Raw genomic sequence first — 24,829 nt, 5'->3', positions numbered from 1 at the left:
GTGAAACCCACGCCAACAGTACAAAAGTAACTGCGCTCATGACTCTTAAGGTGCGGCCGGGGCGGCGTGCAGCAACGGCACGTAAGTTGGACATTGCTGAGGCGGGTGGACCACGGTTTCCGTCGTTACCCTAATGTGGGTGCCCCGGCCGGAGCCTGTCCTGAGCGAAGCCGAAGGGCGCTTTTCGAAGGGTAGGTAACCGCTCGTCTGACAGACTTCTTAGTTCTTACTTCTGACTTCTTAGTTCTGACTTCTCCTCCGGCATGTACTTGGCGAACCAGTCCAGCATGCGGCGCACCACATCGCGCTGGTGTTCGGGCCGGCTGAATATGTGGCCCTCGCCGGGATAGACCACCAGTTCGGTGGGCACTCCGAACGTCTTCAACGCGTGCCAGAACTCGAACGATTGCGGCGCCGGACACTCGCCATCGCGCTCGCCCACCACCACCAGCGTCGGGGTTTTTGCCTGCTTGACGAAAGTGATAGGCGCGCTCCGCTCATAGACCTTGGGATCGTCGTACACGGAGGCGCCGAAGTAGGGGATCATCCACTGGTCAATGTCATTCTCGCCGTAGTAACTCAGCCAGTTGGACAGCCCGGCGGCAGCCACCGCGGCACGAAACCGGTGCGTCTGCGTTACCCCCCACATGGTCATGTAGCCGCCGTAGCTCCAACCGGTCAGGCCCATGCGCTCGGGGTCCACCGGGGCTTGCTTCAGAACCTCATCGGCGCCGGCCATGATGTCGCGAAAATCGCCGTAGCCGAAATCCTTCACGTTGCCCTGGGTGAAGGCTTCGCCCTGACCGTAGCTGCCGCGCGGATTCGGGCAGAGCACGAAGTAGCCCTGGCTGGCCAGCGGCGCTTCAAACGGCCAACCCGGCCAAGTGGGCAGGCAGGCGCTGGCGGGCCCGCCGTGCGCCACCACGACCAGCGGGTACTTGCGGGCGCGGTCGAAATTGCGCGGATAGAGCAGCCAGCCCTGCACGCGCATGCCGTCGCTTGACCAGTGCAGGCTCCGGGCCTCACCCCACATGGGATGGAGCGACTGGTTGGCGTTGGTCACCTGCTTCCACGCGCCCAGGGGCCCGGCCCACACTTCGTAGGGATGCGCGAACGAGCTGCGGATTACCGCCGAAGTGGTTCCATCGCGCGCCACCGACGCCGCCAGGCTCCATCCCTGGGCGTGCACCGACTCCGCCGCCGTCCACAACGTGTTGGCCGCGCCGCTGGCGGGATCCACGGTGGCGATGGCGGATTGCCCGTCGGCGATTTCCACCGCAAGAATTTTTCCCGACGCCAGCCACGCGATCCACGACGCGGACGCCTTCATGCCCGCAGTCAGATTGCGCGGCGCGCCGCCACCGGCGGGGACGGTGTAGACGTCGCCGCCGATCGAACCGAAGTCGCTCATCAATCCGCCGATGTAGGCGATGCTGCGGCCGTCCGGCGACCAGCGCGGCAGGTTGATCTGCAGCGGCGGCTGGAGGATGGATTTCATCTCGCCGCCCGACGCCGGCAGGGTGTAGAGCTGGGCGATCCACCAGTTGTTATCGCCGGAGCCGCGCGCCGCCGTCGCCGCGAAAGTCTTGCCGTCGGGCGACCAGTCGTACTCGTAGATGTACATATCGGGAGGCGATATTAGTTGCGCCGCGCCGCCCGCCACGCTCACCGTGGCCAGCCGCTGTTCGTGAGCCGTTTCCTCGATGACGCCGACCGCCGGCTCCATCGCCACCAGCGGCCCGGCCGCCCGCGGCGCGTTCTCGATCAACAAGAACGCCAGCGTCTTTCCGTCCGGCGACCACTGGGGATCGGCCAGATACCCGGCGAAGTGCGTCAACTGGCGCGCCAAACCGGAGGTGACGCCGGCAACCCAAAGCTGCAATTGCCCGGAGCTTTCTGCATCGGAAAGAAACGCCAGTTCGCTGCCATCGGGCGACCACGCAATGTCGTGCTCGCGGTGCGGTGCGCCGGCGGCCGCAGTGATCCGTTTTCGGGCCGCCGGATCGCTCAGGGGCGCGACGTAGATGGCCGCGTCGGCGGTCGGCGTACCGTCCGCTGCTTTGAGCGACTCCACCCAGGCGACGCGCTTGCCGTCCGGCGAGATGGCCGCCTGGCGGAATCGCCGCACCGCGAAAGCCTGGTCCATGACTGCGTCAGCCGCGCTCTTCTGCGCCACGGCCGGTACCGCGGCGCACCATGTGGCCGCGAACAAGAGGAAAACCAGCGAGCGTCCCCAGCATCGTTGCATCCGTGAAGATTACCGGAGAGCTGGCGCGGCGAACAACTTCTTTGGCACTCCCCGACGGGGTTGGCTGCCAGAAAGCGCGTGGGGAACGGAGTCACCCGAGAGCGTGCCAAAAGTCACTTGCGTCTGTGAGCTAATTGCGGTATCTACCGCAACAGGCACCGGGAAGGGCCGAACCTTGATTCCCGAATCGCATCCACTGCAGCAGTTTTTTCTCGAGCTGGTCAGCGAACATTTTCACCACACCATCGGCTTGCGCGATCCGCAGGTGAGCGGGTACATCGCCAACATGCTCACCGAATTCACCGAGATCGAGCAGTTGCACCGCATTCGCGACGCCGGCGGGCGCCCGCTCGACGATGTGGGCACCATGCTGCTGGAGGCCGACCCGGTATTCGGCGAAGCGCCCTCGTTTGACCGCGAGCGCGCCGTGCGCAAGCACATTGGCGACTACACCCTGTTTTTCACCGGCATGTTCCCGGAGGCGATCAATCGCCGGCGCCTGCGCCGCCAGCGGCTGGAAAATTTTGTGGACCTGATTCGCGCCGGCAAGGAGAGCTATTACATCGTCTCCAAGTTCGAGTGGTTCGAGTACGCCAAAGCGGCGCCCCTGTTCGCCAAACTCTCGGCGCGCTTCGAGGAGTGCGTCTTCGGGCTGAACCAGGTGAAAAACGAACTGGCGGAGCGCCAGCATCCCATCGTGCGCCGCACCGACGAGTTGTTGATGTAGCGGTACGACGGTGGCAGGAAACATCGCGCGCGCAAACTTCCGTGGATGGAAGAAAGCCGAGATTCCGCGGGGCTGAAGAGCGTGTGTGAGAACTGTGCCGCGCCGCTGGCGCTCGATAATCCTGTTCCACTTTCCCCAGCGCTGCCGCGCTGGGCTAACGAATTCCGCCGCTCCGCGGCTGGATTATGGGCGCGATTGGACCACTGCGCTTCCCGAAAGGGGTTCTCACACAAACTCTGAGGTCCCTCGGAATGACAATAATAAAGGGCTTCTGCGGCGCGGCTCCCTCGGCTCCGCCCGGGACAGGTTTCGCCGCGCCCTTTCAAAACGAGCTTCAATTGGAGTTTATCAGCAGCCTAATGAAGCCGTGCCCGTCCCAAGAATGACTTTTGAAACCAGTCCTCCCAACTGCCAATTACCAACTACCAATTACCAACCACCAAATACCAACTGCTTTCTCACGCGCTCAGCCGGTAAAAGCTCAGGGCCGCGTCTCCCTGTTGCAGCAGGCGGTAGCGCTGGAGCGCTCCGAAGCGCTCGCCGGGATCGAATTTCTTTTCGTGTTCGGCGATCACCGTGCTCGCCGGGCGCAGCAGCCGCGATTGCGAAAGGAACCGGAGCGTCTCGGCGTACGTTTCCTGCTTGCGATAAGGTGGATCGAGGAAAACGTAGTCGGGCTCGACCGCCTGGCTGTCGAGCAGACGCAACGCCCGCAGCACCGCGCGCTCGTGGATCTCAAATCCTCCGCCGATGCCGAGCGCGCGCAAGTTTTCCCGGATGACCGCGGCGGCGCGCGCCGAGGACTCGACAAAGTGCACCGCGTGCGCGCCCCGGCTGAGCGCTTCGATTCCCACCGCCCCGGTTCCGGCGAACAGGTCGAGCCACACGCTTCCGGCCAGCGCCTGGGGACGCCCGGCGGTGAGCACGTTGAACAAGGTCTCGCGCAATCGATCCGACGTAGGCCGGATGTCCATGCCGCGCAGCGAGCGCAGCGGGCGGCTGCGATATTGTCCGGCGATGACGCGCATCCTGCGAGTCTATCGGTCTATCGGTCTGTCGGTCTATCAGCCGGAGGGGACGCCGGATTGCAATAGCGAATGACGATTGACCGATCGAGCGAAAGACCGATCGACCGAATGACCGAAAGACCTCCAGCAACTCCCTTCCACCATTTACAATGATTCCGGGTGTGCTACTGATGAGGAGCTGGTCGGTTTCGGCGGGTCGCGTTTTCGGCATCGATGTTCGCGTCCACCTGACGTTCGTCTTTCTGCTGATGTACGTGTGGATGACGGAAGCCAGCGGCCTGGGCGCCGCCGGCGTAGGACGCGGGCTGGCGCTGGTCGGCCTGGTGCTGGCGTCGGTGCTGCTGCACGAGCTGGCGCATATGCTGGCCGCCTTGCAACAGCGACTGCCGGCGAGTTCGGTGGTGCTGCTGCCGATCGGCGGCGTCAACCTGCTGCAGGAGCCCTCGCGGCAAAAGCTCGATACCAACCACGAACTGCGCATCGCCCTCGCCGGCCCGCTGATCAATCTGCTGATGGCGTTCCTTTCGGCCGCAGTGGTGCTGAGCGTCGCCCCGGAAGCCGCCCTGTGGAAGCAGCCTTTCATCTATTCCGGCAACCTGCCGCGCAGCTTGTTCTGGATCAATATTTTTCTCGGGGTGTTTAATCTGCTGCCTGCCTATCCCGCCGATGGCGGCCGCATGGTGCGCGCCCTGCTCGCCCGCCGCATGGACCAGGTGCGGGCCACACGCCGGGCGGTGTCGATCGGCCAGGGATTCGCCATGGCGTTCATTCTGGGCGGCATCTGGAATACCTGGCTGATGCTGGTGGGATTTTTCCTTTTCGTGGCCGCGCAACTGGAAGACCGCTCCGCCGTTTTTCAGTCCGTGCTCGAGCAGGTGCGGCTGGAAGACGTCATGCTCACCGACTTTTCCACCCTCTCGCCCGCCGACACGCTGGAAGACGCGCTGCACAAGGCGGTGCACACGCTGCAGGACGATTTCCCGGTGGTTCGCGGCTGCGACATGGTGGGCGTAATCTCGCGCCAGAAGGTTCTCGCTGCCCTCCGCGCCAGCGGCAACGGCTATGTGCAGTCGGTGATGAACCGTGTTTTCTCGGTCTGCCAGTCGGGCGACACGCTGGCCTCCGCCTTCCGCAAATTGACGTCGCAAGGTGTGACCGTGCTGCCGGTGGTGAACAGCGGCCGCCTGGTCGGGATCATCACGCTGCAGAACCTGATGCACAGCATGTCGCTGCTCGCCGAAACCAAGCGCCTCAAGCACGATCAAGAGCAGGCAGAATAGTCGTCAGGAAAGTCTTCAGGAAAGTCTTCAGTCGTCAGTCTTCAGTCGTCAGGAAAGTCGTCAGGAAAGTCTTCAGTCGTCAGGAAAGTCTTCAGTCGTCAGTCTTCAGTCGTTAGGAAAGTCTTCAGTCGTCAGTCGTCAGGAAATGCCGGTCTGACGCCTGAAGACTGAAGACTGAAGCCTGAAGACTGAAGACTGAAGACTGGGGCCTGAAGACTTATCCCAGCCGGATGGCCCGCGCCAGGGTGATGGCGGCGATGCCGCGCAGCTTGTGCAGCACCGCGTCCGGCACCCGCGAATCCACGTGCACTACGCACACCGCCTCGCCGCCGGAGCCATGTCCACCGCTGGCCGGCGCCGCGGCCGCGCGCGCTGCCTGCTCGGCGCGACCGAGTGAAAAGTTGGCGATATTGATTTTCGCCTCGCCCAGGATGGTCCCGATTTTTCCGATCACGCCCGGCACGTCGCGGTTGCGCAGGTAAATCAGATTGCGCTCCAGCGGGGCCTCGACATCAATTCCGTCCACCGACAGCAGCCGTGGCGACACGCCGTGCAGCACCGTGCCCTTCACCGCGTGCTCGTCCTGGGAGGTCTTCAGATGGACCGTAATGACGCTGCCCGCGCTTCCGCCCGACACCTTGGGCTTGGCGGTTTCGCGCACGCGGATGCCGCGCTCCTCCGCCATCGCCGACGCGTTCACCAGGTTGGCCTTTTCCGCGAGCACGGAATTCAACACGCCGACCAGCGCCGCGTTGCGCACCAGTTTGGTTTTTCCGTCGGCGATGGGGCCGCTGAATTGCATCCCGATTTCCTCCAGCCCGCCCTCGGCCGCCTGCGCGATGAACGCCCCGAGCCGCTCGGCCAGCGTCATGTAGGGTCGCAGCTCGGCGTACTCTGCGTCGGAAACCGATGGAACGTTGACCGCGTTCTGCATCACGCCGCGGCGCAGGAATTCGCGTACCTGGACGGCGATCTGCACTCCGACCGCCTCCTGCGCTTCATGCGTGGAACCGCCGATATGCGGGGTGAGAATCACATTCGGGGCGGTGAGCAGCGGTGAATTCTTCAGCGGCTCTTCGGCAAAGACGTCGAGCGCCGCCCCGGCGAGATGTCCATGCGACAAGGCAGCCGCTACAGCCGCTTCGTCCACCAGTTCGCCGCGCGCGCAATTGATGAGCCGCGCGCCTTTTTTCATCAGGCGCAGGGTCTCGGCGTTGATCATGCCCGCGCTTTGCGGCGTGAGCGCCAGGTGCAAGGTGACGTAATCGGCGGCGGCGAGAACCTTTTCCAGCGTGGTCAGCTCGATCTCCGCCTGACGCGCCACTTCCGGCGACACGAACGGATCGTGCGCCACCAGCTTCATCCCAAAGGCGCGAGCCCGGCGCGATACCTCCATGCCGATGCGGCCCAGGCCAACGATCCCGAGGGTTTTGCCGCGCAGCTCCGTGCCTTGCAGCGATTTCTTTTCCCACTTGCCGGCGTGCATCAGCGCGTCGGCGCGGCAGAGGTGGCGCGCCATGGCCAGCGCCATCGTCATGGTGTGCTCGGCGACCGCCACGGCGTTGGCGCCCGGCGTGTTCATGACCGCGATGCCGAGGCGGGTCGCGGCCTCCAGGTCCACATTGTCCACGCCCACGCCCGCGCGCCCGATGACCCGCAGCTTTTGCGCGTGCTCCAACAGGGCGGCGTCCGCCTGCACGGCGGAGCGCACGATCAGCGCGTCGGCATCGGCGATCTCACTGGCCAGCCGGCCGTCAAGCTGGTCGGGAGTGACGATGTTCCAGCGCTTTTCTTCGCGCAGGATATCGATGGCAGAAGAAGAGATTTTTTCCGCTACAACAATTTTCATAACACCTGCCGCTATGGTCTGTTATGGCGCTAGTCGTCGATGGTCGATGGTCGATGGTCGATGGTCGATGGCCGAAAGGAGTTGCGAACGACTAACGACCAACGACTAACGGCTGTTTCGGGCCGCGCACAAGAATAAGCCCTACACAGCGCTTGCTGCGGGTTTTGCGCCGCAGCGCTCGGCGTACACCGTTTGCGCCGCCGCCACTGCCGTGCCAAATTCCACCGGGCGAATGCGCGCCATCACCTGCTCCAGCGCCGCGATGATGCCGATGGTGTCCAGATAATCGTAGTACCCGAGGTGGGCAATGCGAAAGAGGGCGGACTTCATCACATCGCCCTGGCCGGCGGCCACCACCGCGCCAAAGTTGTCGCGAAACGCTTTGACGATTACGCCGGAGTCAAGCCCGTCCGGCGCCGCAATCGCGGTCAGCGCGTTGGACGGCACGCTCGCGTACAGCTTCAATCCCAGCGCACGCGCTCCGGCCCGGGTCATCTCGGCGCAGAGCGCGGCGTTGGCGATCAGCGCGTCACGTCCGGCGGCCAGATTGCCCGCGCCGGCTTCGCGGATGTAATCCATGGCGGCGGCGAGCGCCGCCACCAGCGCGATGGCCGGCGTGAACGCCGACTCGCCCTTGGCGCCGGCCTTGCGTTCCTTGCGCAGGTCAAAGTAATAGCGCGGGGATTTCGCGTTTTCCATGCGCGACCACGCGCGCGGGCTCACGGCGCAGTAGGCCAGTCCGGGCGGCACCATCACCGCCTTCTGCGAGCCGCCGATGATGACGTCAATGCCCCACCCGTCCACGTCGAACCGGGTGGTGCCCAGGCCGGTGATCGCGTCCACCACCAGCAGCGTGTCGTGAGCGGACTCGCGCACCAGACCCGCCACCCCTTCGACGTCGTGACGCACGCCGGTCGAGCTTTCCGTCGCCTGCATGTAGACGGCGCGCGTGTCGGGCGTGAGCCGCGCGCGCACGGCATCGAGCGCGAAAGTCTGGCCATACGGTGCGCTGACAACATCGGCGGCAAGGCCGTACGCCTTGGCCAGCTCGGTCCAGCGCTCGCCAAACTTTCCCGCGGTCAGCACCAGCACCTTGTCGCCGGGCGAAGTCAGGTTGGCCACCGAGGCTTCCATCGCCCCGCTGCCCGACGACGCCATCAGCACCACGTCATGGTGCGTGCCGACAAAGGTTTTCAGGTCCGCCAGCAGGCGCGTATAGAGCGCGCGAAAGTCCGCGGTCCGGTGATGAAGGTTGGCCGCCGCCATGGCCATCTGCGCGGCCGGCAGAAGAGGCGTCGGCCCCGGAGTGAAGAGCCGATTCTTGCGTAACATGATTGCCGTCCTCGTGTAATGACGGAATGATTCCGCCGGATGATTGCTGATGAGCTACGCTTCGAAGCTGATGAGATTGTGTGAGACCTGTGTCGCGCCGCTGGCGCTCGACAATTTTCTTCCACTATCCCCAGCGCTGCCGCGCTGGGCTAACGAATCCCGCCGCTCTGCGGCTGGATTTTCGGCCCACTTTGACCACCGCCGTCTACGAAATTGGGTTCTCACTCAGACTCTGATGTCCTGGTGATTGGCCGGCGATGAAATTTTCCCGGCGCATCGCCCGGGCGGCACGGCGCGAATCATAAGACCCCGGCGCAAGCCCACGCACCACTATAATGGGCGCTCGGGCGATGGCGACACCGATTTCGGCCGAGTAGCGCGGAAATTTTTCGATCGGCACGATGCACCATCCGCAGGAGCCACCATGAGCATCAGCGAGCAAGTTCAGAAAGATATGGTCGGGGCGATGAAGGCGCGCGACGAGCGCCGCCTCTCCACCCTGCGCATGGTCAAAAGCGCGCTCAAGAACAAGGAAATCGACAAGCGCGCCCCCCTCGACGACCGCGAAGCGCTGCAGGTGCTGGGCACGCTGATCAAGCAGCGCAAGGACTCTGTCGAGCAGTTCACCAAGGGCGGCCGGCAGGACCTCGCCGACAAAGAGGCCGCCGAGATCGTGCTCATCGAAACTTACATGCCCAAGGCGGTGGGCGAGGACGAGATCGCCGCCACGGTTCGGGCAGCGATTGCTGAAATGGGCTCGTCCACGATGAAGGACATGGGCGCGGTGATGAAAAACGTCATGGCCAAGTTCGCCGGCGCCCGCGTGGACGGGAAAGTGGTGAGCGAGACGGTGAAGAAGGAGCTGGCAGGGAAATAGCACATTCAGATCGATGTATCAGGGCACGACTTCAGTCGTGCCGAAACGTCGTCGATCTTACAGGGCTTTAGCCCCTGAGGCACTCATGGCAATCCCAACTCGCAATGCCGATCCTAGCCAGCCTCTTCAAGCGAATCGCACCTTCTTCGTGACGACTGCCGCATGGGGACACCGGCGCTTGCTACAAAGTCACCGCATGGCGCGTCTGCTCGTTGATGTTCTCTATCATTATCGTGCTCAGCATAAATACGCCTTGCACGACTTCGTCGTCATGCCGGATCACCTGCACGCATTGATCACTGTGGGGTCAGACCTTACCATTGAACGCGCTGTTCAGCTCATGAAAGGCGGCTTTTCGTACCGAGCATCTCACGAACTGCAATTTCAGGGCGCGGTTTGGCAGCGTGGTTTCTCGGAGGTCAGAATCTTTAGTTCCGAGGCATTCCTCGCACGCCGCACGTACATTCGGGAAAATCCCGTCAGGGCGGGGCTGGTCACTTCGCCCGAACAATGGGAGTACGGTTCGGCATACCCCGGCTACGAGTTGGACGGGAATCCGTTCGCAGGGGCTAAAGCCCGGTCGTTGGTAGCTCCGGTCGGCACGACTGAAGTCGTGCCCTGATACATCAGTCGTGCCCTGATACATCAGTCGTGCCCTGATACATCAGTCGTGCCCTGATACATCAGTCGTGCCCTGATACATCAGTCGTGCCCTGATACATCAGTCGTGCCCTGATACATCGCCAGCCCACTTATATCGGTTGTAAACTATCGTTCGAATGTTCACCACCCAGGACACACGCGCTGGCGTTCGCGCCCGCTACGAGCCGGTCATCGGCCTGGAAGTTCACGTCCAACTGCTGACCGCCAGCAAGATCTTTTGTTCGTGCTCGACTCGTTTTGGCGACCCGCCGAACACCAATGTCTGTCCCGTTTGCCTCGGCCTGCCGGGTGCGCTGCCGGTGCTGAACAAGAAGGCGGTGGAATTCGCGACTCTTGCCGCCATGGCGCTGAACTGCCGCATCAATGAGCGCTCCATCTTCGCGCGCAAGAATTACTTTTATCCCGACCTGCCCAAAGGTTTCCAGGTTTCGCAATACGACAAGCCGCTGGCGGAGTTCGGGTGGATTGAAGTGCCGGCAGCCGCGGGCGAGGGCGCCCGCGCCACAACCAAGAAGATCGGCATCACCCGCGTCCACCTGGAAGAGGATGCGGGCAAGAGCCTGCACGAAGGCTTTCCCGATTCCTACGAGCGCACCTATCTGGACCTGAACCGCTGCGGCGTGCCGCTGCTTGAGATCGTCAGCGAGCCCGACATCCGCTCGCCCGAGGAGGCGCACGCATACCTGACGCGCCTGAAGGAGATCATCCTTTACACGGGCGTCAGCGACGTCAACATGGAGGAAGGCTCGCTGCGCTGCGATGCCAACATCAGCGTGCGTCCTGCCGGCCAGGAAAAATTCGGCACCAAGACCGAGATCAAGAACGTGAATTCGTTTCGCTTCATCCGCCAGGCGCTGGAATATGAAATCGGGCGCCACATCACCGTGATCGAGTCCGGCGGACGCATTGCGCAGGAGACGCGCCTGTTCAACTCGAACGAAGGCAAAACGTACAGCATGCGCTCCAAGGAAGAGGCGCACGATTACCGCTATTTCCCCGAGCCCGACCTGTTGCCGCTGGTGGTGGACGCCGCGTGGCAGCAGCAGATTCGCGCCACGTTGCCCGAATTGCCCGAAGCCCGCAGGGCGCGCATGGTGAGCGAGTACGGGCTCACCGAGGACGACGCCTCCACGCTCACCCGGACGCAGAGGATGGCCGACCAATTCGAATCCGCCGCCCGCGCCGCCAAGAATCCCAAGCGCGTCGCCAACCTGGTGATCGGCGACCTGCTCGGCCGATTGAAGGCGCAGGGGCTGGAAATCGAGCAGTCGCCGATTTCCATGCAGGGCGTCGCCATGTCCGCCGACTTGGTGGAATCCGGCGCCATCTCCGGCAAAATCCTGAAGGACCTTTACGACAAGGCGTTCGAGCGCAAACAGGATTTTCCCGCCATCTACGAGCAGGAAAAACCGCAGCAGATCAGCGACACCGCCGCCATCGAAAAGATGATTGACGACGTGCTCGCCGCCAATCCCAAGCAGTTGGAGCAGTATCGCGCCGGCAAGACAACGATGAAGGGCTTCTTTGTCGGCCAGGTGATGAAGGCGTCGAAGGGCCAGGCGAATCCGGCGCTGGTGAATGAGCTGCTGGAGAAAAAACTTGTTTAACCACGGATCGCCACGGATAAACACGGATCAGAAGATCGGAAGTCAGAATTAAGAAGTAAGAAATCAGGAGTAAAAGCGGCGGAGAATCCGCGTAGTTTTCGAGTGGCCGTTCTTACTTCTGACTTGTCTTGATCCGTGCTAATCCGTGGCGATCCGTGGTTAGTTGTGCTTGATAAACTCGCCCGTCTTGTTGCCCTTCAGGTCGTTGTACAGCGTCTCGATGAATTTGTCGGTGGTGATGAACTTGCCTTCGCCGCCCCAGATCTCGTAACCCGCGAGAACTTTTTGCTGCTTGAGTTGCTCCAGCGTTTTCCCCTGATCGATGCCCTTCTGCACGCGCGCCATGCAGTCCTTCAGCATGGCGACGAACGGCTTCATGTCGGCCACGGTCGAGAGCTGGCCGTGTCCCGGAATCACCTTGGCGTCCGCCGGAACCGTTGCCATCACCTTTTCGACGGCCGCGATCATGCCTCGTACGCCGCCGCCGCTCGCCAGGTCAATGAACGGAAAACCGTAGGTGACGAAGTCGTCGCCCATGTGCACGACATTGGACTGCGGAAAAAAGATGACCGCATCGCCGTCGGTGTGCCCGTGGGGAAAGTGGATGGCGCGAATGTCCTCGCCGTTCAGGTGCACCGTGGCGCGGTCGTTGAAGGTGATGATGGGCAGCGCTTCCTTGGGCGCGGGTTTCACCTCAGTGCCGAGCAGGTTGGCGCCGTTCTTCATGCGCTCGCGCACGTTTTCCTGCGCGATGATCGGACCCTGCTTCTGGAAATAGGCGTTGCCGCCGGTGTGGTCAAAATGCCAGTGGGTGTTGATCACGAAGCGCACCGGCTTGTCGGTAATCTGCCGCAGCGCCGCCTGGATCTTTTCCGCTAGGGGGGCGAACTGATCGTCCACGATGACAATGCCGTCCTCGCCCACGGAAACGCCGATGTTTCCGCCCGCGCCCTCCAGCATGTACACCGATCCTGCGACCTTGGTGACCTTGATCTGGACTTTGCTGAAATCCTGCCCCTGCGCGGCGGCCACGAACGCGAGCACTATCAGGCACCACAGAAGTTTCCGCATGGACGCTCCTCACGTTAGAAACGCGGAGCATTGTACACGCGCGTGAAGGGATGTGAATACCCCGCTAGTGCTCCAGTTCTGCACTGTTGAAGAGCTGCGTGAGGGAGTCGGGGGTGGCGCGATACAGGGCAAAACCCTGGCCGTTATCGGATATCTCGCGGAACAGCAGCTCGCCGCGGCCATCGCCATCGGCGTCCACGGCGTCAATCAGCTCGGCGCGCGGATAGGCATCGAGGTGCTTGCTGTCGGTGGCCCACACTTTCAGCTTGCGTAGCTCGCCGTTGTAATCCTGGCGCGCCGCCACGGTGATCCAGTAGGTCAATCCCGCGCCTGCCGGCGGCGGTGGTGGCGTTGCCGCGCGTGGTTTGGCTCCCGGACGCGGGCCTGCGCGGCGCACCGGTGCGGCCGGCGCGTCAAGGGCGCGCGCCATCAGAACGACTTGCGGTTCGTTGCGGGTGGTGAGATCGAAAGCGCGCACCTGCACGTCCTGCAATGGGCCGGGATGCGTGCCGCCGTGCGTGCGCGCGAAGTCCTGCAACGCGGCGCTCGCTAACTGGATCATGGAATTCTTCAGCCGCTCCTGCTCGTCCAGGTTCCAGGGCAGGAGGTAGGTGTGCGGTTCCGGACCTGCGGCATCGGAGATTGCCGGCAGCACGCGTCCGGGGCGCGCCGCAGCGGCCTTGGCCGCGGCTGCACTGGGACCTGCGGGCGCGGCGGGCGACTTCGGCGCCGCCTTCGCGTCCACCGCGCCGGGAAGATTCTCCGCCTGCTCGGCGGTTGGACGCCCGCGCCGCAGCACCGGATGTTCGGAATCCTCCGGCCGCTGCGAACTCGACGGGCTCGGCGGTGATGGCGGAACTGGTGGCGCATTCGCCTTATCGGTTGGCTTGCTCTCCGTATCGCTTGGCTTGGTTGCGTCCGGCGACGGTTCTTCGCTCGCGGGTCTATGCAGCACGGGCGGTCCATCATCTCCGGGAGGCTGCGGCTCCGACTTTGGTTCGGGCGTGCTGGTCGGCTGGGGCGTCCGGTCGCGTCCGGAACGCCGCCCGCCGCGGCGCAACGTCGGTGGACCTTCACCTACGGTCGCCGATTGTGGAGCAACATCGCGCGGCCTGTGCGCCGCCGCCAACTGTTCGTTGGTCTGGAAGCGCGCATCGGCGAGCCACGCGCCATTTTTCGCCTGGCGCGCAGCAGTGAGCGTCACCATCCCGATGGATGCGCCGCTCTGCTCCACCTCGTACACGTTACCGGCCTCCAGCGCCATGGGCACAGGGTCCGCCTTGTAGATGGACGCATCGTAGTAGCGGCCGTCCACCAGGATGGTCACCGGGATGACGCGCGGGCTGCCGCCGTTCGCGGGCCATTCCACCAGGGCCAGCGCGCGCGGACCCTTGGCCTTGCGCGCGGTGCGCTGTGCCGCCGCGCCCAACGACAGGACGAGGCACAACGCCAAGAGCAAGGCGCGGTGTAAGATACTTTTTCGCCGGAGAACTATCATGCAAGTCAATGATAAAGCCCCCGAGTTTAATTTGCCCGATCAGGACGAAAAGAGCACGTCGCTGAAAGACTTTCGCGACAAGACCGTAGTCCTGTATTTCTTCCCGAAGGCCAACACTCCCGGTTGAAACGTGGAAGCGTCCGAGTTTCGTGACGAATACGCCAAGTTCAAGAAAGCCGGCGTCGAGGTGGTGGCCAGCTCGCCCGACTCGCCGCGCGCGCTGAAGAAATTCCAGGAGCAATTCAAGCTGCCGTTTACGCTGCTCTCCGACGCGGAGAAGAAGCTCGCCCGGGCCTACGGCGTGCTGAAAGAAAAAAATATGTACGGGAAAAAGGTGATGGGCATCGAGCGCAGCACGTTCGTGATCGGGCCCGACGGCAAGCTGAAGCACGAGTTCCGCGGCGTCAAGGCTGCGGGGCACGCCGCCGAGGTGCTGGCAGCGTTGAAACAAAGCTGAACCGCGGATCGCTGATCCGTGTCCATCCGTGGAAATCCGTGGCTAGTCTTATATGCGCGATCCGGGATTCGACATCACGCGCGCGCGCACGCTGTCGCGCCGGTTTTACGACCGCGACCCGCGCCGCGTCGCGCGCGAACTGCTGGGCAAGGTCCTGGTCCGCAAACATGGACGCAAGCTGCTGGCGGGACGCATCGTGGAAGTCGAGGCCTATATGGGCGCGAACGATCCCGCCGCGCACGCCGCCTCCGGGCCCACCGCGCGCAACCTGGTGCTGTTCGGCGCGCCCGGCTTCGCCTACGTGTACCTGATCTACGGCAATCACTATTGCCTGAACGTCTCCTGCATGGCGGAAGGCAAAGCGGGGTGCGTGCTGTTTCGCGCGCTGGAACCGGTTGTTGGATTGACGCAGATGTTTGCAGCGCGCGGGCTTTCTGTGCCGGAACGCGAGCCGCGCGTAACGGACTTGCGGTTGTTGACCACCGGTCCCGGCCGGCTAACGCAGGCGCTGGGCATCACGCGCGCGCGCGACAACGGCAAGGACCTGACCACGTTTTCCGACCTCACCATCCTGGATGACAAATGGCGCGCCGGCCGCGTTGTGACCACGCCGCGCGTAGGGATTAAGAAAGCGGTTGAGGAGAAGCTGCGGTACTTCATCGCGCAGAATGCGTTCGTGTCGGGCGCCAGGGCGTAGACACCACCGAGACACCGAGTTCACCGAGCAAGTTTTTCAGATTGATTCCTCGGCGATTCTCGGTGTCCTCTGTGCCTCGGTGGTGAGTCATTTCAAAGGACGATGTTGTCAATGAGCCGCGTGTTGCCGATGAAGGCCGCCACTGCTACCAGCGCACCGTGGGAAATGTCGCTGACGGGATCGAGCGTGTCCGGATTGACGATTTCCAGATAGTCCAGCCGTGCGCCGGGTTCTTCGGCCATCACCTGCTTGCCCGCTTCGATCAGTATTGCGGCGCTGTGCTCGCCGGTATCGGCCAGCGTCTCGACGCGCATCAGCGCGCGGTGCAGCGCAAGAGCCTGCCGGCGCTGCTGCGGATCCAGGTAAGCGTTGCGCGAGGACAACGCCAGGCCGTCCTTCTCGCGCACGATGGGGCAGACCACGATGCGCACAGGAAGATTCAGGTCGCGCACCATGCGGCGGATGATTGCCACCTGGGCTGCGTCTTTCTGGCCGAAAAACGCGAGGTCCGGTTCGACGATATGGAACAGCTTGGCGACGACGGTGGTGACGCCGCGAAAATGCCCCGGCCGCGTTCGCCCGCAGAGCCTGTCGCTTAAGCCCTCGACGGTAACAAAGGTGGTCGCGCCCAGCGGATACATGGCGTCGTTCGAGGGCGCGAAGAGCAAGTCAACGTTTTCCGCCTCCAGCAACTGGCAGTCGCGCTCGAACGTGCGCGGATATTTGGCGAGGTCTTCCTTCGGTCCGAATTGCAGTGGATTGACGAAGAGGGAAACGGCGACCACGTCCGACTGCGCCCGCGCCGCGAGGATCAGCGAGAGGTGTCCCTCGTGCAGCGCGCCCATGGTCGGGACCAGCCCGATGCTGCGGCCGTCGCGGTGGCGCTGCGCGCAAGCGGCGTGCATGGAGTCGGGAGTGTCGAGAATTGTCACGGAAAGTTTGTTAGGCGCTGCATGCCAGGTTCAACCAATTGTCATTCGACCCTGAGCGAGGCCGAAGGGGAAGAATCTGCTTTGCCATGGAAAAACAGCAGGTTCCTCGCTGCGCTCGGAATGACACAACCCAAGGGTCGCGTAAAGGGCGGCTAATCTCCCGATCGCATGCTGTGCTTGCGCTCCAGGATGGTTTCCAGCGCCGCGCGCGTGTCCTTGGGCAGGTGGTACGACTCTGCGTCGTTGGGATAGCCGCCCGCGACGACATCATTCTTGTAGCTTTCAACGGCGCCGCGCATGACAGCGCCGACGTCGGCGTACTGGCGCACGAATTTTGCCGGCGTGCCGAAATTCAGGCCGAGCATGTCGTGAATCACCAGGATCTGCCCATCGCACTCCGGTCCGGCGCCGATGCCGATGGTCGGGGTGTGCACCTCGGCGGTGATCATCGCCGCCACCTCGCGCGGGATGCCTTCCAGAACCATGGAAAACACGCCGGCGCGATCCAGCGCCACCGCGTCGCGCATAAGTTGCTCGATCGCGGTGAGCGTTTTGCCCTGGACTTTGTATCCACCCATGGCGTGCACCGACTGCGGCGTCAGGCCGATGTGCCCCATCACGGGAATTTCGGCGTCAATGATGCGGCGAACGATGTCGGAGCGCTTTTCGCCGCCTTCGATCTTCACCGCCTCCGCGCCCGCTTCTTTCACAAAGCGCGAAGCATTGCGCAAGGCCTCGTCGGCGCCGAGGTGATAGGACGCAAAGGGCATGTCGGCAACCAGCAGCGCATGCTTGATGCCGCGGCGCGCGGCGCGCGTGTGGTGCAGCATCTCTTCCATGCTGACCGCCAGCGTGTTGTCGTAGCCAAGCACGACCTGGGCGAGCGAATCGCCGACCAGGATAACGTCAATCCCGGCTTCGTCGACCAGGCGCGCGGTGGCGTAATCGTAGGCGGTGAGCGCGGTAATGGGCTCGCGCCGCAGTTTCTTGTCCAAAAGAGAAACGGTGGTGATTTTCTGGCGGGAATCGCCGATGGGAACAACGCTCACTTCAGCCTCCAGTGCAGTTCCGCCGCAGCGGATACCGCCTGTACCCGGAAGGACCGGGCAGTTACTTACCAAGATGCGGGCAGAGCTATTGTAGGCGCAATTCTTTCCAAGTCGAAGCGAAATCTGGGCCCGGCCTAGCGCGCGCTGCGGCGGTCACCCTTGCGGCGGTCGCGCTGGCGGCGCTCCTTGCCCGAGCGAGTCGAACCCGGCCGCGATGGGATAGCGGGGTCGCGCCGGTCCTTCCCCGTACGGATCGGCGCTTTTCGACGGTTACCCTGACGGCGCTCCACGGATGCAGCCATAACTTCCCCCCTGTATTCTTGCCTTGTGCGAACTATCTTACCTGAGCCGCGCCGGCGGGCAAGCATCGGGCGCGCACCGAAGGCTATTCACCTTTACAATCGCGCCGATGAGCGGGGTCACTAGCCCGAGGCGGTGAGTTCGACGTAGAACTCCTGCAACGGGTAGCCGAGTTCGCGCCAGCCATGAAACCCGCCGGCCAGCGGACGAACCTGAGTTACTCCCAAGCGCTTCAACTGCTGCGCCACCCGGGCGCTGGTCGCTTCGTTCGGTCAAGTGCAATAGAGGATGACCTCGCGATCGCGCGGGATCTCGGTGTGGCGCTGTTCAATGTCGCTGGGCGCCAGCCGAATCGCGCCCGGAAGCACCTGCGGGTAGGGGAGAAAATCGAGCGGATGGCGGAGGTCGATGATGGCCAGCGGCTCGCCGGCGTCCAGTTTGGACTTCAAGTCCTCGGGGCTGATGCGGGCCATCCACAGCTCGCGCTGGAAGCGGCGGCGCGCCAGATATTTTCTGATGATATAGGCGGCCAGTCCCAGCGCAAGCAGAACGACCGCGACATTCCCCAGCCGCGAGAAGTAGAACGCCAGGCGCTCCAGTTTCTCGCTGAAGAGATACCCGACCAGCACCGCGCCACCCATGTAGAACAGCGCCCCGAGAGAATCCAGGAGCAGAAAGCGCGGCCAGCGCATGCCGGTCATGCCGGCCATGGGCGGCGCCGCCGTATTCAAGCCGGGAATGAACTTGGCCAGCAGCAGCGAGCGCGTGGCATGATTCTGGAATGCGTCTTCGGTGCGGCGGACGCACGACTCCGGCTCCAGCGAAATGCGGCACAGCAGGCCGAGGATTTTGCCGCCACGGCGGCGTCCCAGCTCGTACCACAGCAGGTCGGCAATGATGGAAGCGACTACTGCGAGCGCAATGGGCAACGGAAAACTGAATTTGCCTGCGCCGGCCAGTGCGCCGGCCGCCAGCAGCAGCGGAAGCGATGGGATGGGCAGACCCAACTGCTCCACCAAGACCCAGGCGAACAGCAGCGTGTAACCGTGCTGGATGAGGAAATCGATGGTTTCGCGCATGGCAGTCGGGCAATCCGGCTCAGGTAACAGATGCTCTAGCAGCAGACGGCGAGCAAGAAATATTGCTCGGTGCGCATAGGACAAGAATCGCATCCTTCCGGCGGAGGCCTAACTGGCGGCGGAGGCCTAACTCGCGGCGGAGGCCGGCAGGAGAACGGCTTGACCGCACTCCAGGTCGAGGAGCTTCTGTTTCAACGCGAGTCCGCCGCCGTAGCCGCCGAGCGTGCCGTCAGAGGCAATCACGCGATGGCAAGGCACGATGATGGCGATGGGATTGTCGTGGTTGGCCAAGCCGACGGCGCGGAAGGCTTTCGGGCGGCCGATGGCGCGCGCCTGGTCGGCGTAGGTGCGGGTCTCGCCGTAGGGAATTTTCAAAAGCGCGTGCCAGCAACGCATCTGGAAATCGGTTCCGCGAAGATCCACGGGAACGGTGAAGTCCCGCAGTCTTCCCGCAAAATATTTTTCCAGCTCGCGGCGATAGGGGGCGAGCTTGTCGTCGGAGTAGAGCCAGGTGGCCTTGGATTTCCGCTGCAGTTGCGGACGAAATTCCAGCGCGACCAGGCCGCGTTCGGAGGCGATGAGTGTGAGCGGTCCGATGGGAGATTGCCAGGTGGAGTAGTAGAGCGTTTCCATGTGGCCAGATCGTAACACCGCGCACGATCAGGCGCTGTCCAGGCTAAAGTCGTTCGTCGAAGACTGAGTGCCCGCTACGTCGGCTCGTCACTGCCGAACAGCGCCGGGGCCTCCCGAGTCGCCCATGACTCGACCACAATCTCGAGAGACGCTGCTAATCGGCTCGAAGGGGCCTCCTTTCTACGTGAAGCCGACCGCCCAGAAAAGGACTTCGCGATGCGATACCACATCGCGCCTTGACATCTGTCACGGACAAATGATCACGGAAAGTGTGCAATCCCCGTTGGCGATCGAGAGGTCCTGGACGATGGCCAACGGATACGTGCCCGCGGCTGACGCACGGTGCCACATCGTGCTTGTACCAGGGTTCGGCGGCTTCGACGCGCTTGGACGTGTCCAGTACTATGCGGATATCACGCGCCTGTTTCAACAATGGAAGCGCAGATATGGTCCATTGCCGGCAGTGCTTCACTACTTCGATAACCTCCCAACCGCAGCGGTAGTGACTCGCGCAACACGATTGCGAAAGTACCTTGCCAAGCGCATGGCGCGGGGCGAGATTCTCGAGAACGATCAGGTCGTTCTGGTAGGCCATTCGACCGGCGGGCTCGATATCCGCCAGCTCATTTGGGACCTGCACGACCTCAAGAACCGTCGGGTTCCCGTCGATGGCGGATGCAGCGTAAGCGCGCGTGCAATTCGCCGTTGCCTGAAGGGCGTCGTATTTCTCTCCGTTCCCCATTGGGGTACCAACGTGGCGGATTGGGTGTACTCCCATTCCGTTCTGCGCAAGACCGTGATCGCTGACTTGCGGGCTGCCTTCGCGGGTTCGCACCTGTACCTGCTCGACCGGATCGAAGCAGGAATCGCAGGCAGCGCTGCCGCGTTTAGCGGCGCAGAAATGCTCCTGGCATTGCGGGACGCTCTGACCGAGGCCAATGACCACGGCGGGCAAGATCCGTCGCGGATCGCCGACGCGCAGGAAGCCGCATCCGAACTCGAATTGTATTTGAGCCATATGGCGGCGGACTTCCGGGTGATCAACGATCTCACTTCCGAGCCGCATGAAGGCGAGATGAGCCCGGCGCACTTCGACGACGAGGACCGCAAAAAAGAACTTGCTCTGTGGAACAAACCGCTGATCCGGACGTTGTCGTATGCGACTGTCGGTGGACGCCCGTTTCGCTTCCCTTCGCGCTCCGGATGTCCCGCACCCGTTTTCAGTCTGACAAACCCATGCGACTACCTTGACATTACCCAAAGCTGCGGGCTGAGTGCCGGTACCGACGTTTCCTATCGGTTCTGCTACCGGGCATGCGCCGGCGGGCCGTTCCGGTGGCCGATAGGGTCAGGCAAAGTGACGAGAGTACTCGGACCGCCTCCGGCTCAACCGATCGAGCTATGGGACAACGATGGCATCGTCAACACCGCTTCCATGCTCTGGCCCGGGTGCGAGACTACGCTGGTCCTGGCCGACCACCTGGACATCGTTGGGCACTACCGATTGAGACCTGCACAACCAGAACCGGCCGAACCGGGCAGCGAACCACCCCGCACTTACCAGTCCTACGATTCTCTCCAGTCTTCGCCACTATTTGACGAGAAGACCTTTAAGGATGTCTGGACGGAGATCTTCTTCTTCTCCGCCATCCCAAGCGCATTTGGTCAGCACAAGAAAAGCCAGCCCAGGTCCGTAGCGACGGCGGCCGCGGCAGGGACAGGATGCTGAGTTTCGAAAGTATGGTCCGGTGCCGCGTCTGAACGAGCGGATGTCCTCCAATTTTGTGCTGGGGTGTTCCACCTCGAATCTCTGATTGCTCCGGAGGTCGCTGTACGGACGGCTGCGCAGTCCCCGCGCTGATGGCGTATCCTTGGGCAGAAATGGCGTTTTGTAGCCACTGCGGAAAACGGGCGGAAGGAGGGCGTTTTTGTGCTGCCTGCGGGGCACCGATTGCGCCCGACGCGGTCGTGGCCATGACCGCCGAACTCCATCGCCACCACAAACAGATGCGCCTCATGGTGGTCGTGCTTGGCCTGGTCGTATTAACCGGGGGGCTAATCGTCATCCGGGTGATGTTCGTCCAACGGGCAGCCCGCTTCGGCGGCGAGACCTCCGCTGCCGCGCTCCAGCCACCGCTTCCCACCCAAAAAGGTAGCGCCGCGCAGACTCCGCCAGGTCAGGCAATCGCTCCCGACACATCCATATCGCAGCCGCCGCAGCAACCCGTAATCGTCCCGGACGCCAACCACCCCGCGAGCCACTCGTCGGCGGGCAGCATCGACCCGCAGGCGGTGCAGAGCGCGTTGAGCACCCTGGGTCAGCAGGGCAAGCAGGGAGACCCATCCCTGCAACGACTGCCGGCGCCAGCGGTGGGTTCGTCCGACTCCGACCGTTATCCCGGCTCGCAGCCGGTCGAGGTTAAGGACGCCAACCTCCCCGACATCGGCATCCCCGTTGCCAGCGAGGTCTATACCACTTCCGACTCCGTCGCAACGGTCATCAGCTACTACCGGCGGCGCTACCCCGACGCCGAAGTGACGGAAATCAGCGGCCAGAAGATTATTGCCGTCAACCGGCCGGGGGCCACCAAGGTGTTCGCCATCGGCACGACCGGCTCGGAGACGCGAATCGCAATCGTGCAGCCGGCTCATTGAAGCTCACAGGTGGATTGCTTGCGGGTGGCCCGTCACACAGGAGCAGGTCGGCAGTTGAGAACTCAAGTCCAGAATGTCACGTTCCACAAGCCGACTTCCCGGTACTGATCTCGTCATGGCGAGGCCAGATTACTTCCGGATCGCCGACTAACCGCCCAAGTGGACGCGTGATGAGCTTCAATCCCGCCAGGGTGCGTGTTTACCCGCATGACAGTGAAGCTTCATTCTTGACACTGCGGGCTACATGTGTCGCCTGAACAAGCAAAAGGCAAGTCCGCAGACCGCTCAGAGGCACGGCGTGCGTCAGCGCGTCATGGCGTTTTCGGTCGGAGTTCGGGGACCGACCTGGGGGCGATCTTCTATCCGTGGAACTCCAGCCAGCCGGAGCGGTTAATGGGTTCCCGCCGGGCTGTCCAAGTCAAGGCCAGCCACGTGGTCTTCACTCGGGCGGCGCCGGTGGCGTCCCCGGATCCTCGGCCCCCGCCACGTGCGGCCCTGCCCTCCGGCGACGCAGCCACACCACGAGCAGCAGGATGACGATTACGAGGGCCAGCCCGGCCGCCCCGGCCGCGACGTCGCGACGCACGTCGACGCTACCGATGCGAACCATCGCGTTCAGGCGGCCCTGGGAGTCGACCCTATACGTCCCGGTCCGGCTGGCACCGAACAGGGTAGCGGCCTCGGTCGATGAGAGCCGGACTTTCGTGTCCGTCGAAAAGAGGCAGGGTTCCTTGTCGACGAACGGGACCCACCCCGTAATGACGGCGTAGCGGAACTCTGCCGGTGCCTGGGAGGACTCCTTCACGTTGATCGTGAACTGGCGAACCTCGCTGGCTTCGTAGTCCCCCTGGAACCCTTTGCACTCGAGGCGGCGCACTCGGGAAGCGTCGACCCACAGACGCGATACGCGCAACTCCATGTTGGCGGGCTGCGCCTCGCCCCCGATCGTGAGGTTGAGCGTCATCTCCCGGATTTCGTCGATGTTTCCCAGGAGCCATCCTCGGACCGTGAGCCGCGCCACGAAAGGACCGACGCCCTGGCAACCCTCCGCTTCGTGGGCGGCACAGGCCACGCTGAACGCCTCGAGCGCGGAGATACCGTCACCCTTCTTGACGAACTCCCCGGCAAGCTCGAGGCAGCGCCGAGGGTCTTCGAGCCTACACCCCTTCGCCACGACCACTTTTTCCGGCGCCTCCGCGGGTTCGGCCGCGTACACCGGCCTCCACGACGCGTGGGCTAGACAGATGCCGATGATTAGGGCGATGACTCTCAATTGGTTTTTCCCATCCTTCGCGATCTGAACTGTGCGCTCCGGCGAACGACAGTAGGCTTGCCGACCGAGCAGGTGAGAGGTTACACACCAGCAAGCGGCCAGGCAGTGACCATGAACACCTTCTTTGGTGATGAGTCCAGTGGAGGGGGCAACCGCTAGCACGACCAGGCCATCCCCGTGCTGGAAGTGGAACGCGACCATCGCCTCGGCATGGAATGTGGTCCAAGCTCAACTGGACGTGTAACGGGCTAACCGGAACTAATGCCTCCGGATTGGTCCCGATAAACGCCCTTGTGATCACGTTACTCCCGGATTGTCGCCGACTCGGTAGCAATTCCACCGCCCGCCTGGACGTTAGGTCGGCGTAACCGGGCCGCCTCGCTCCGAAGTCGGAAATCACCAATGAAAAAGCCCCTCGCTGTCGAGAGGCTTTAACTCCGAGTTCCTGTCAATGCGCCGGAGCCCAGGAACTCGGGGGGGGCGCCCGGTACGCGCGGGGGAGCCACGTACCGGGCTTCGGGGTTGCTACTGCTGAGGATTCGACTGCGGCGGCGGAGTGCTGGGGGAAGCGCTCTGCTGTGCAGGCAAAACCATCTGAGCGGTAGCCGGAGAAATACTGGTTGCCGGAGCGGTGATGTTCGAAGTCGGGCTGTTCGACATCGGGGCGCTGAGCTGCTCCAGGTCGTTCTTCAGCAGGCTGACTTCGACGCGGGCGCCGCGCACGCGCTTCGCCGTACCGTCGCTCGACGGCATGGGAGCATTGCCCAGGCCGAGCACATGCACGCGGTACACCGGGATGTCGTTGTTGATGACCAGGTAGCGGCGGACGGCGTCGGCCATGCGCTGCGAGCTCTCGATTGCCGACTCACCGCGGCCGGCGGAGAAGCCCTGGATTTCCACGATGTAGCCCTTCTGGTCTTTTATTCCGTTCGCCATGTCGTCGAGCACGTCCTTGGCTTTCTTGCTGAGCACGGTCTGGCCGGGACGGAAGCGGATTTCGGTCTGCGTGACCGGCTTGTACTGGTCAATGTTGGTGACTACCTGCTCGACGGTCTGCAGGCGCGTGGTCGCCTGGGTGGCGGTCTGCTGCGCCGCCTGGGCACGGTTGCCGGCGTCCACGGCGTGCAGATCGGCTTCATTGGCCTTGTTGTGCGCCAACTGGATGCCTTGCTGCGCGCGGTAGTCCACGTCCTTGATGTTCTTGGCGTTGGCGGCGGTCAGCTCATCCAGTTCGTTAGTGCGTTCGCGGATCGGGCCGAGCTGGCGCTGCACGTACTTCTTGCGCGCGAAGGGGTTGATCTTGCCCCAGAAGCCTTCGTGCCGCTCGGCGGTCAGGGGCTGGCGCGCCTGCAGGTCATGGTCGGCGGCCTTCTGGTCGGGCGTCTGCCGGGGAGCCGGGGGCTGGTCCTGCGGTAAAGCCGGGAGCTGCTGGGCCGAGTTATCCACTTGCGACATCGGGGGTGGGTTGTTCTGATTGCTGGAGCTGGGGGAGATCTGCGCGGCAGCCGGAAGGATCAAGGTGGCGGCCAGCGACAGAGCGATCCAGAAACGAGTCTTCATTGCGAAATTCCTCC

Annotated in this window: 22 protein-coding genes; 9 read left to right on the top strand and 13 right to left on the bottom strand. The window is 63.2% G+C overall.

Annotation, left to right across the window (positions count from 1 at the left end; all coding sequences use genetic code 11):
- Nucleotides 1-226 precede the first annotated feature (226 nt).
- On the bottom strand, nucleotides 227-2,248 hold the full coding sequence (locus LAN70_11835; protein MBZ5511843.1) for a S9 family peptidase: 2,022 nt from the start codon (nucleotides 2,246-2,248) through the stop codon (nucleotides 227-229).
- 175 nt (nucleotides 2,249-2,423) lie between these two features.
- Here LAN70_11835 and LAN70_11830 point away from each other — a divergent pair, with 175 nt between their 5' ends.
- Nucleotides 2,424-2,975 carry a hypothetical protein gene (locus LAN70_11830; GenBank protein MBZ5511842.1) on the top strand — a complete coding sequence of 184 codons (552 nt, stop codon included), beginning with the start codon at nucleotides 2,424-2,426 and terminating at the stop codon, nucleotides 2,973-2,975.
- Nucleotides 2,976-3,433: 458 nt separating this feature from the next.
- Here the strand turns inward: LAN70_11830 and rsmD are convergent, their stop codons facing one another.
- Nucleotides 3,434-4,003 (bottom strand): 16S rRNA (guanine(966)-N(2))-methyltransferase RsmD, encoded by a 570-nt coding sequence (gene rsmD / locus LAN70_11825; GenBank protein MBZ5511841.1) that lies wholly within the window; start codon nucleotides 4,001-4,003, stop codon nucleotides 3,434-3,436.
- Nucleotides 4,004-4,173: 170 nt separating this feature from the next.
- On the opposite strand from rsmD, the gene LAN70_11820 reads away from it, so the two are divergent.
- Nucleotides 4,174-5,283, top strand: a complete 1,110-nt coding sequence (locus LAN70_11820; protein ID MBZ5511840.1) for a site-2 protease family protein — start codon at nucleotides 4,174-4,176, stop codon at nucleotides 5,281-5,283.
- Nucleotides 5,284-5,500: 217 nt separating this feature from the next.
- On the opposite strand, the gene serA is transcribed toward LAN70_11820, so the two are convergent.
- Nucleotides 5,501-7,132: a phosphoglycerate dehydrogenase gene (serA, locus tag LAN70_11815; protein ID MBZ5511839.1), complete on the bottom strand. Its 1,632-nt coding sequence runs from the start codon at nucleotides 7,130-7,132 to the stop codon at nucleotides 5,501-5,503.
- 141 nt (nucleotides 7,133-7,273) lie between these two features.
- Entirely contained in the window at nucleotides 7,274-8,464 is a 1,191-nt protein-coding gene (locus tag LAN70_11810) for an alanine--glyoxylate aminotransferase family protein (GenBank protein MBZ5511838.1), read from the bottom strand.
- Nucleotides 8,465-8,888: 424 nt separating this feature from the next.
- On the opposite strand from LAN70_11810, the gene LAN70_11805 reads away from it, so the two are divergent.
- From LAN70_11805 to gatB, 3 genes are all read left to right on the top strand, one after another.
- Complete coding sequence (locus tag LAN70_11805; protein ID MBZ5511837.1) at nucleotides 8,889-9,341, top strand: GatB/YqeY domain-containing protein; 453 nt, start codon at nucleotides 8,889-8,891, stop codon at nucleotides 9,339-9,341.
- A gap of 85 nt (nucleotides 9,342-9,426) precedes the next feature.
- A complete protein-coding gene (locus LAN70_11800) occupies nucleotides 9,427-9,963 on the top strand; it encodes a transposase (GenBank protein MBZ5511836.1) in 537 nt (178 codons plus the stop codon).
- Between the two features lie 157 nt (nucleotides 9,964-10,120).
- Entirely contained in the window at nucleotides 10,121-11,611 is a 1,491-nt protein-coding gene (gene gatB, locus LAN70_11795) for an Asp-tRNA(Asn)/Glu-tRNA(Gln) amidotransferase subunit GatB (GenBank protein ID MBZ5511835.1), read from the top strand.
- Between the two features lie 159 nt (nucleotides 11,612-11,770).
- Here gatB and LAN70_11790 read toward each other — a convergent pair whose 3' ends face one another.
- Nucleotides 11,771-12,682, bottom strand: coding sequence for an MBL fold metallo-hydrolase (locus LAN70_11790; protein ID MBZ5511834.1), 912 nt, complete (start codon nucleotides 12,680-12,682; stop codon nucleotides 11,771-11,773).
- 64 nt (nucleotides 12,683-12,746) lie between these two features.
- A complete protein-coding gene (locus LAN70_11785) occupies nucleotides 12,747-14,135 on the bottom strand; it encodes a hypothetical protein (GenBank protein MBZ5511833.1) in 1,389 nt (462 codons plus the stop codon).
- 43 nt (nucleotides 14,136-14,178) lie between these two features.
- On the opposite strand from LAN70_11785, the gene bcp reads away from it, so the two are divergent.
- Both bcp and LAN70_11775 read left to right on the top strand, forming a co-directional pair.
- Nucleotides 14,179-14,637, top strand: coding sequence for a thioredoxin-dependent thiol peroxidase (gene bcp / locus LAN70_11780; protein ID MBZ5511832.1), 459 nt, complete (start codon nucleotides 14,179-14,181; stop codon nucleotides 14,635-14,637).
- A 52-nt stretch (nucleotides 14,638-14,689) separates the two neighbouring features.
- A complete protein-coding gene (locus tag LAN70_11775) occupies nucleotides 14,690-15,334 on the top strand; it encodes a DNA-3-methyladenine glycosylase (protein MBZ5511831.1) in 645 nt (214 codons plus the stop codon).
- A 92-nt stretch (nucleotides 15,335-15,426) separates the two neighbouring features.
- Here the strand turns inward: LAN70_11775 and panC are convergent, their stop codons facing one another.
- The 5 genes from panC to LAN70_11750 all read right to left on the bottom strand — a co-directional run bounded on the left by panC (nucleotide 15,427) and on the right by LAN70_11750 (nucleotide 19,327).
- A complete protein-coding gene (gene panC / locus LAN70_11770) occupies nucleotides 15,427-16,239 on the bottom strand; it encodes a pantoate--beta-alanine ligase (GenBank protein MBZ5511830.1) in 813 nt (270 codons plus the stop codon).
- Nucleotides 16,240-16,418: 179 nt separating this feature from the next.
- A complete protein-coding gene (panB, locus tag LAN70_11765; GenBank protein ID MBZ5511829.1) occupies nucleotides 16,419-17,315 on the bottom strand; it encodes a 3-methyl-2-oxobutanoate hydroxymethyltransferase in 897 nt (298 codons plus the stop codon).
- A 134-nt stretch (nucleotides 17,316-17,449) separates the two neighbouring features.
- The gene (locus LAN70_11760; protein MBZ5511828.1) at nucleotides 17,450-17,617 is read right to left on the bottom strand and encodes a hypothetical protein; all 168 of its coding nucleotides are present in this window, start codon (nucleotides 17,615-17,617) and stop codon (nucleotides 17,450-17,452) included.
- A 120-nt stretch (nucleotides 17,618-17,737) separates the two neighbouring features.
- Entirely contained in the window at nucleotides 17,738-18,694 is a 957-nt protein-coding gene (locus LAN70_11755) for a VTT domain-containing protein (protein ID MBZ5511827.1), read from the bottom strand.
- Nucleotides 18,695-18,820: 126 nt separating this feature from the next.
- Nucleotides 18,821-19,327 carry a methylated-DNA--[protein]-cysteine S-methyltransferase gene (locus LAN70_11750; protein MBZ5511826.1) on the bottom strand — a complete coding sequence of 169 codons (507 nt, stop codon included), beginning with the start codon at nucleotides 19,325-19,327 and terminating at the stop codon, nucleotides 18,821-18,823.
- A gap of 307 nt (nucleotides 19,328-19,634) precedes the next feature.
- On the opposite strand from LAN70_11750, the gene LAN70_11745 reads away from it, so the two are divergent.
- Together LAN70_11745 and LAN70_11740 are read left to right on the top strand one after the other, a co-directional pair.
- Entirely contained in the window at nucleotides 19,635-21,056 is a 1,422-nt protein-coding gene (locus LAN70_11745; protein ID MBZ5511825.1) for a hypothetical protein, read from the top strand.
- Nucleotides 21,057-21,208: 152 nt separating this feature from the next.
- Nucleotides 21,209-21,982 (top strand): zinc ribbon domain-containing protein, encoded by a 774-nt coding sequence (locus LAN70_11740; protein MBZ5511824.1) that lies wholly within the window; start codon nucleotides 21,209-21,211, stop codon nucleotides 21,980-21,982.
- 439 nt (nucleotides 21,983-22,421) lie between these two features.
- Here the strand turns inward: LAN70_11740 and LAN70_11735 are convergent, their stop codons facing one another.
- Together LAN70_11735 and LAN70_11730 are read right to left on the bottom strand one after the other, a co-directional pair.
- Nucleotides 22,422-23,255, bottom strand: coding sequence for a hypothetical protein (locus LAN70_11735; protein ID MBZ5511823.1), 834 nt, complete (start codon nucleotides 23,253-23,255; stop codon nucleotides 22,422-22,424).
- A gap of 525 nt (nucleotides 23,256-23,780) precedes the next feature.
- Nucleotides 23,781-24,815 (bottom strand): OmpA family protein, encoded by a 1,035-nt coding sequence (locus tag LAN70_11730; GenBank protein ID MBZ5511822.1) that lies wholly within the window; start codon nucleotides 24,813-24,815, stop codon nucleotides 23,781-23,783.
- Nucleotides 24,816-24,829: the final 14 nt, after the last annotated feature.

It is taken from the genome of Terriglobia bacterium (genome assembly GCA_020072845.1).
Classification (GTDB): domain Bacteria; phylum Acidobacteriota; class Terriglobia; order Terriglobales; family Acidobacteriaceae; genus JAIQGF01.
Note: the sequence above shows the minus strand (reverse complement) of the source record. Positions and strands in the feature narration are given on the sequence as shown.

Coding starts and splice junctions, on each gene's coding strand:
- LAN70_11730 (MBZ5511822.1), bottom strand. CDS start 24,815: ATGAAGACTCGTTTCTGGATCGCTCTGTCGCTGGCCGCCACCTTGATC.
- LAN70_11740 (MBZ5511824.1), top strand. CDS start 21,209: ATGGCGTTTTGTAGCCACTGCGGAAAACGGGCGGAAGGAGGGCGTTTT.
- LAN70_11775 (MBZ5511831.1), top strand. CDS start 14,690: ATGCGCGATCCGGGATTCGACATCACGCGCGCGCGCACGCTGTCGCGC.
- serA (MBZ5511839.1), bottom strand. CDS start 7,132: ATGAAAATTGTTGTAGCGGAAAAAATCTCTTCTTCTGCCATCGATATC.
- gatB (MBZ5511835.1), top strand. CDS start 10,121: ATGTTCACCACCCAGGACACACGCGCTGGCGTTCGCGCCCGCTACGAG.
- LAN70_11820 (MBZ5511840.1), top strand. CDS start 4,174: ATGAGGAGCTGGTCGGTTTCGGCGGGTCGCGTTTTCGGCATCGATGTT.
- panC (MBZ5511830.1), bottom strand. CDS start 16,239: ATGCACGCCGCTTGCGCGCAGCGCCACCGCGACGGCCGCAGCATCGGG.
- LAN70_11790 (MBZ5511834.1), bottom strand. CDS start 12,682: ATGCGGAAACTTCTGTGGTGCCTGATAGTGCTCGCGTTCGTGGCCGCC.
- LAN70_11760 (MBZ5511828.1), bottom strand. CDS start 17,617: ATGGCTGCATCCGTGGAGCGCCGTCAGGGTAACCGTCGAAAAGCGCCG.
- LAN70_11800 (MBZ5511836.1), top strand. CDS start 9,427: ATGGCAATCCCAACTCGCAATGCCGATCCTAGCCAGCCTCTTCAAGCG.
- LAN70_11750 (MBZ5511826.1), bottom strand. CDS start 19,327: ATGGAAACGCTCTACTACTCCACCTGGCAATCTCCCATCGGACCGCTC.
- rsmD (MBZ5511841.1), bottom strand. CDS start 4,003: ATGCGCGTCATCGCCGGACAATATCGCAGCCGCCCGCTGCGCTCGCTG.
- LAN70_11805 (MBZ5511837.1), top strand. CDS start 8,889: ATGAGCATCAGCGAGCAAGTTCAGAAAGATATGGTCGGGGCGATGAAG.
- LAN70_11835 (MBZ5511843.1), bottom strand. CDS start 2,248: ATGCAACGATGCTGGGGACGCTCGCTGGTTTTCCTCTTGTTCGCGGCC.
- LAN70_11810 (MBZ5511838.1), bottom strand. CDS start 8,464: ATGTTACGCAAGAATCGGCTCTTCACTCCGGGGCCGACGCCTCTTCTG.
- LAN70_11745 (MBZ5511825.1), top strand. CDS start 19,635: ATGGCCAACGGATACGTGCCCGCGGCTGACGCACGGTGCCACATCGTG.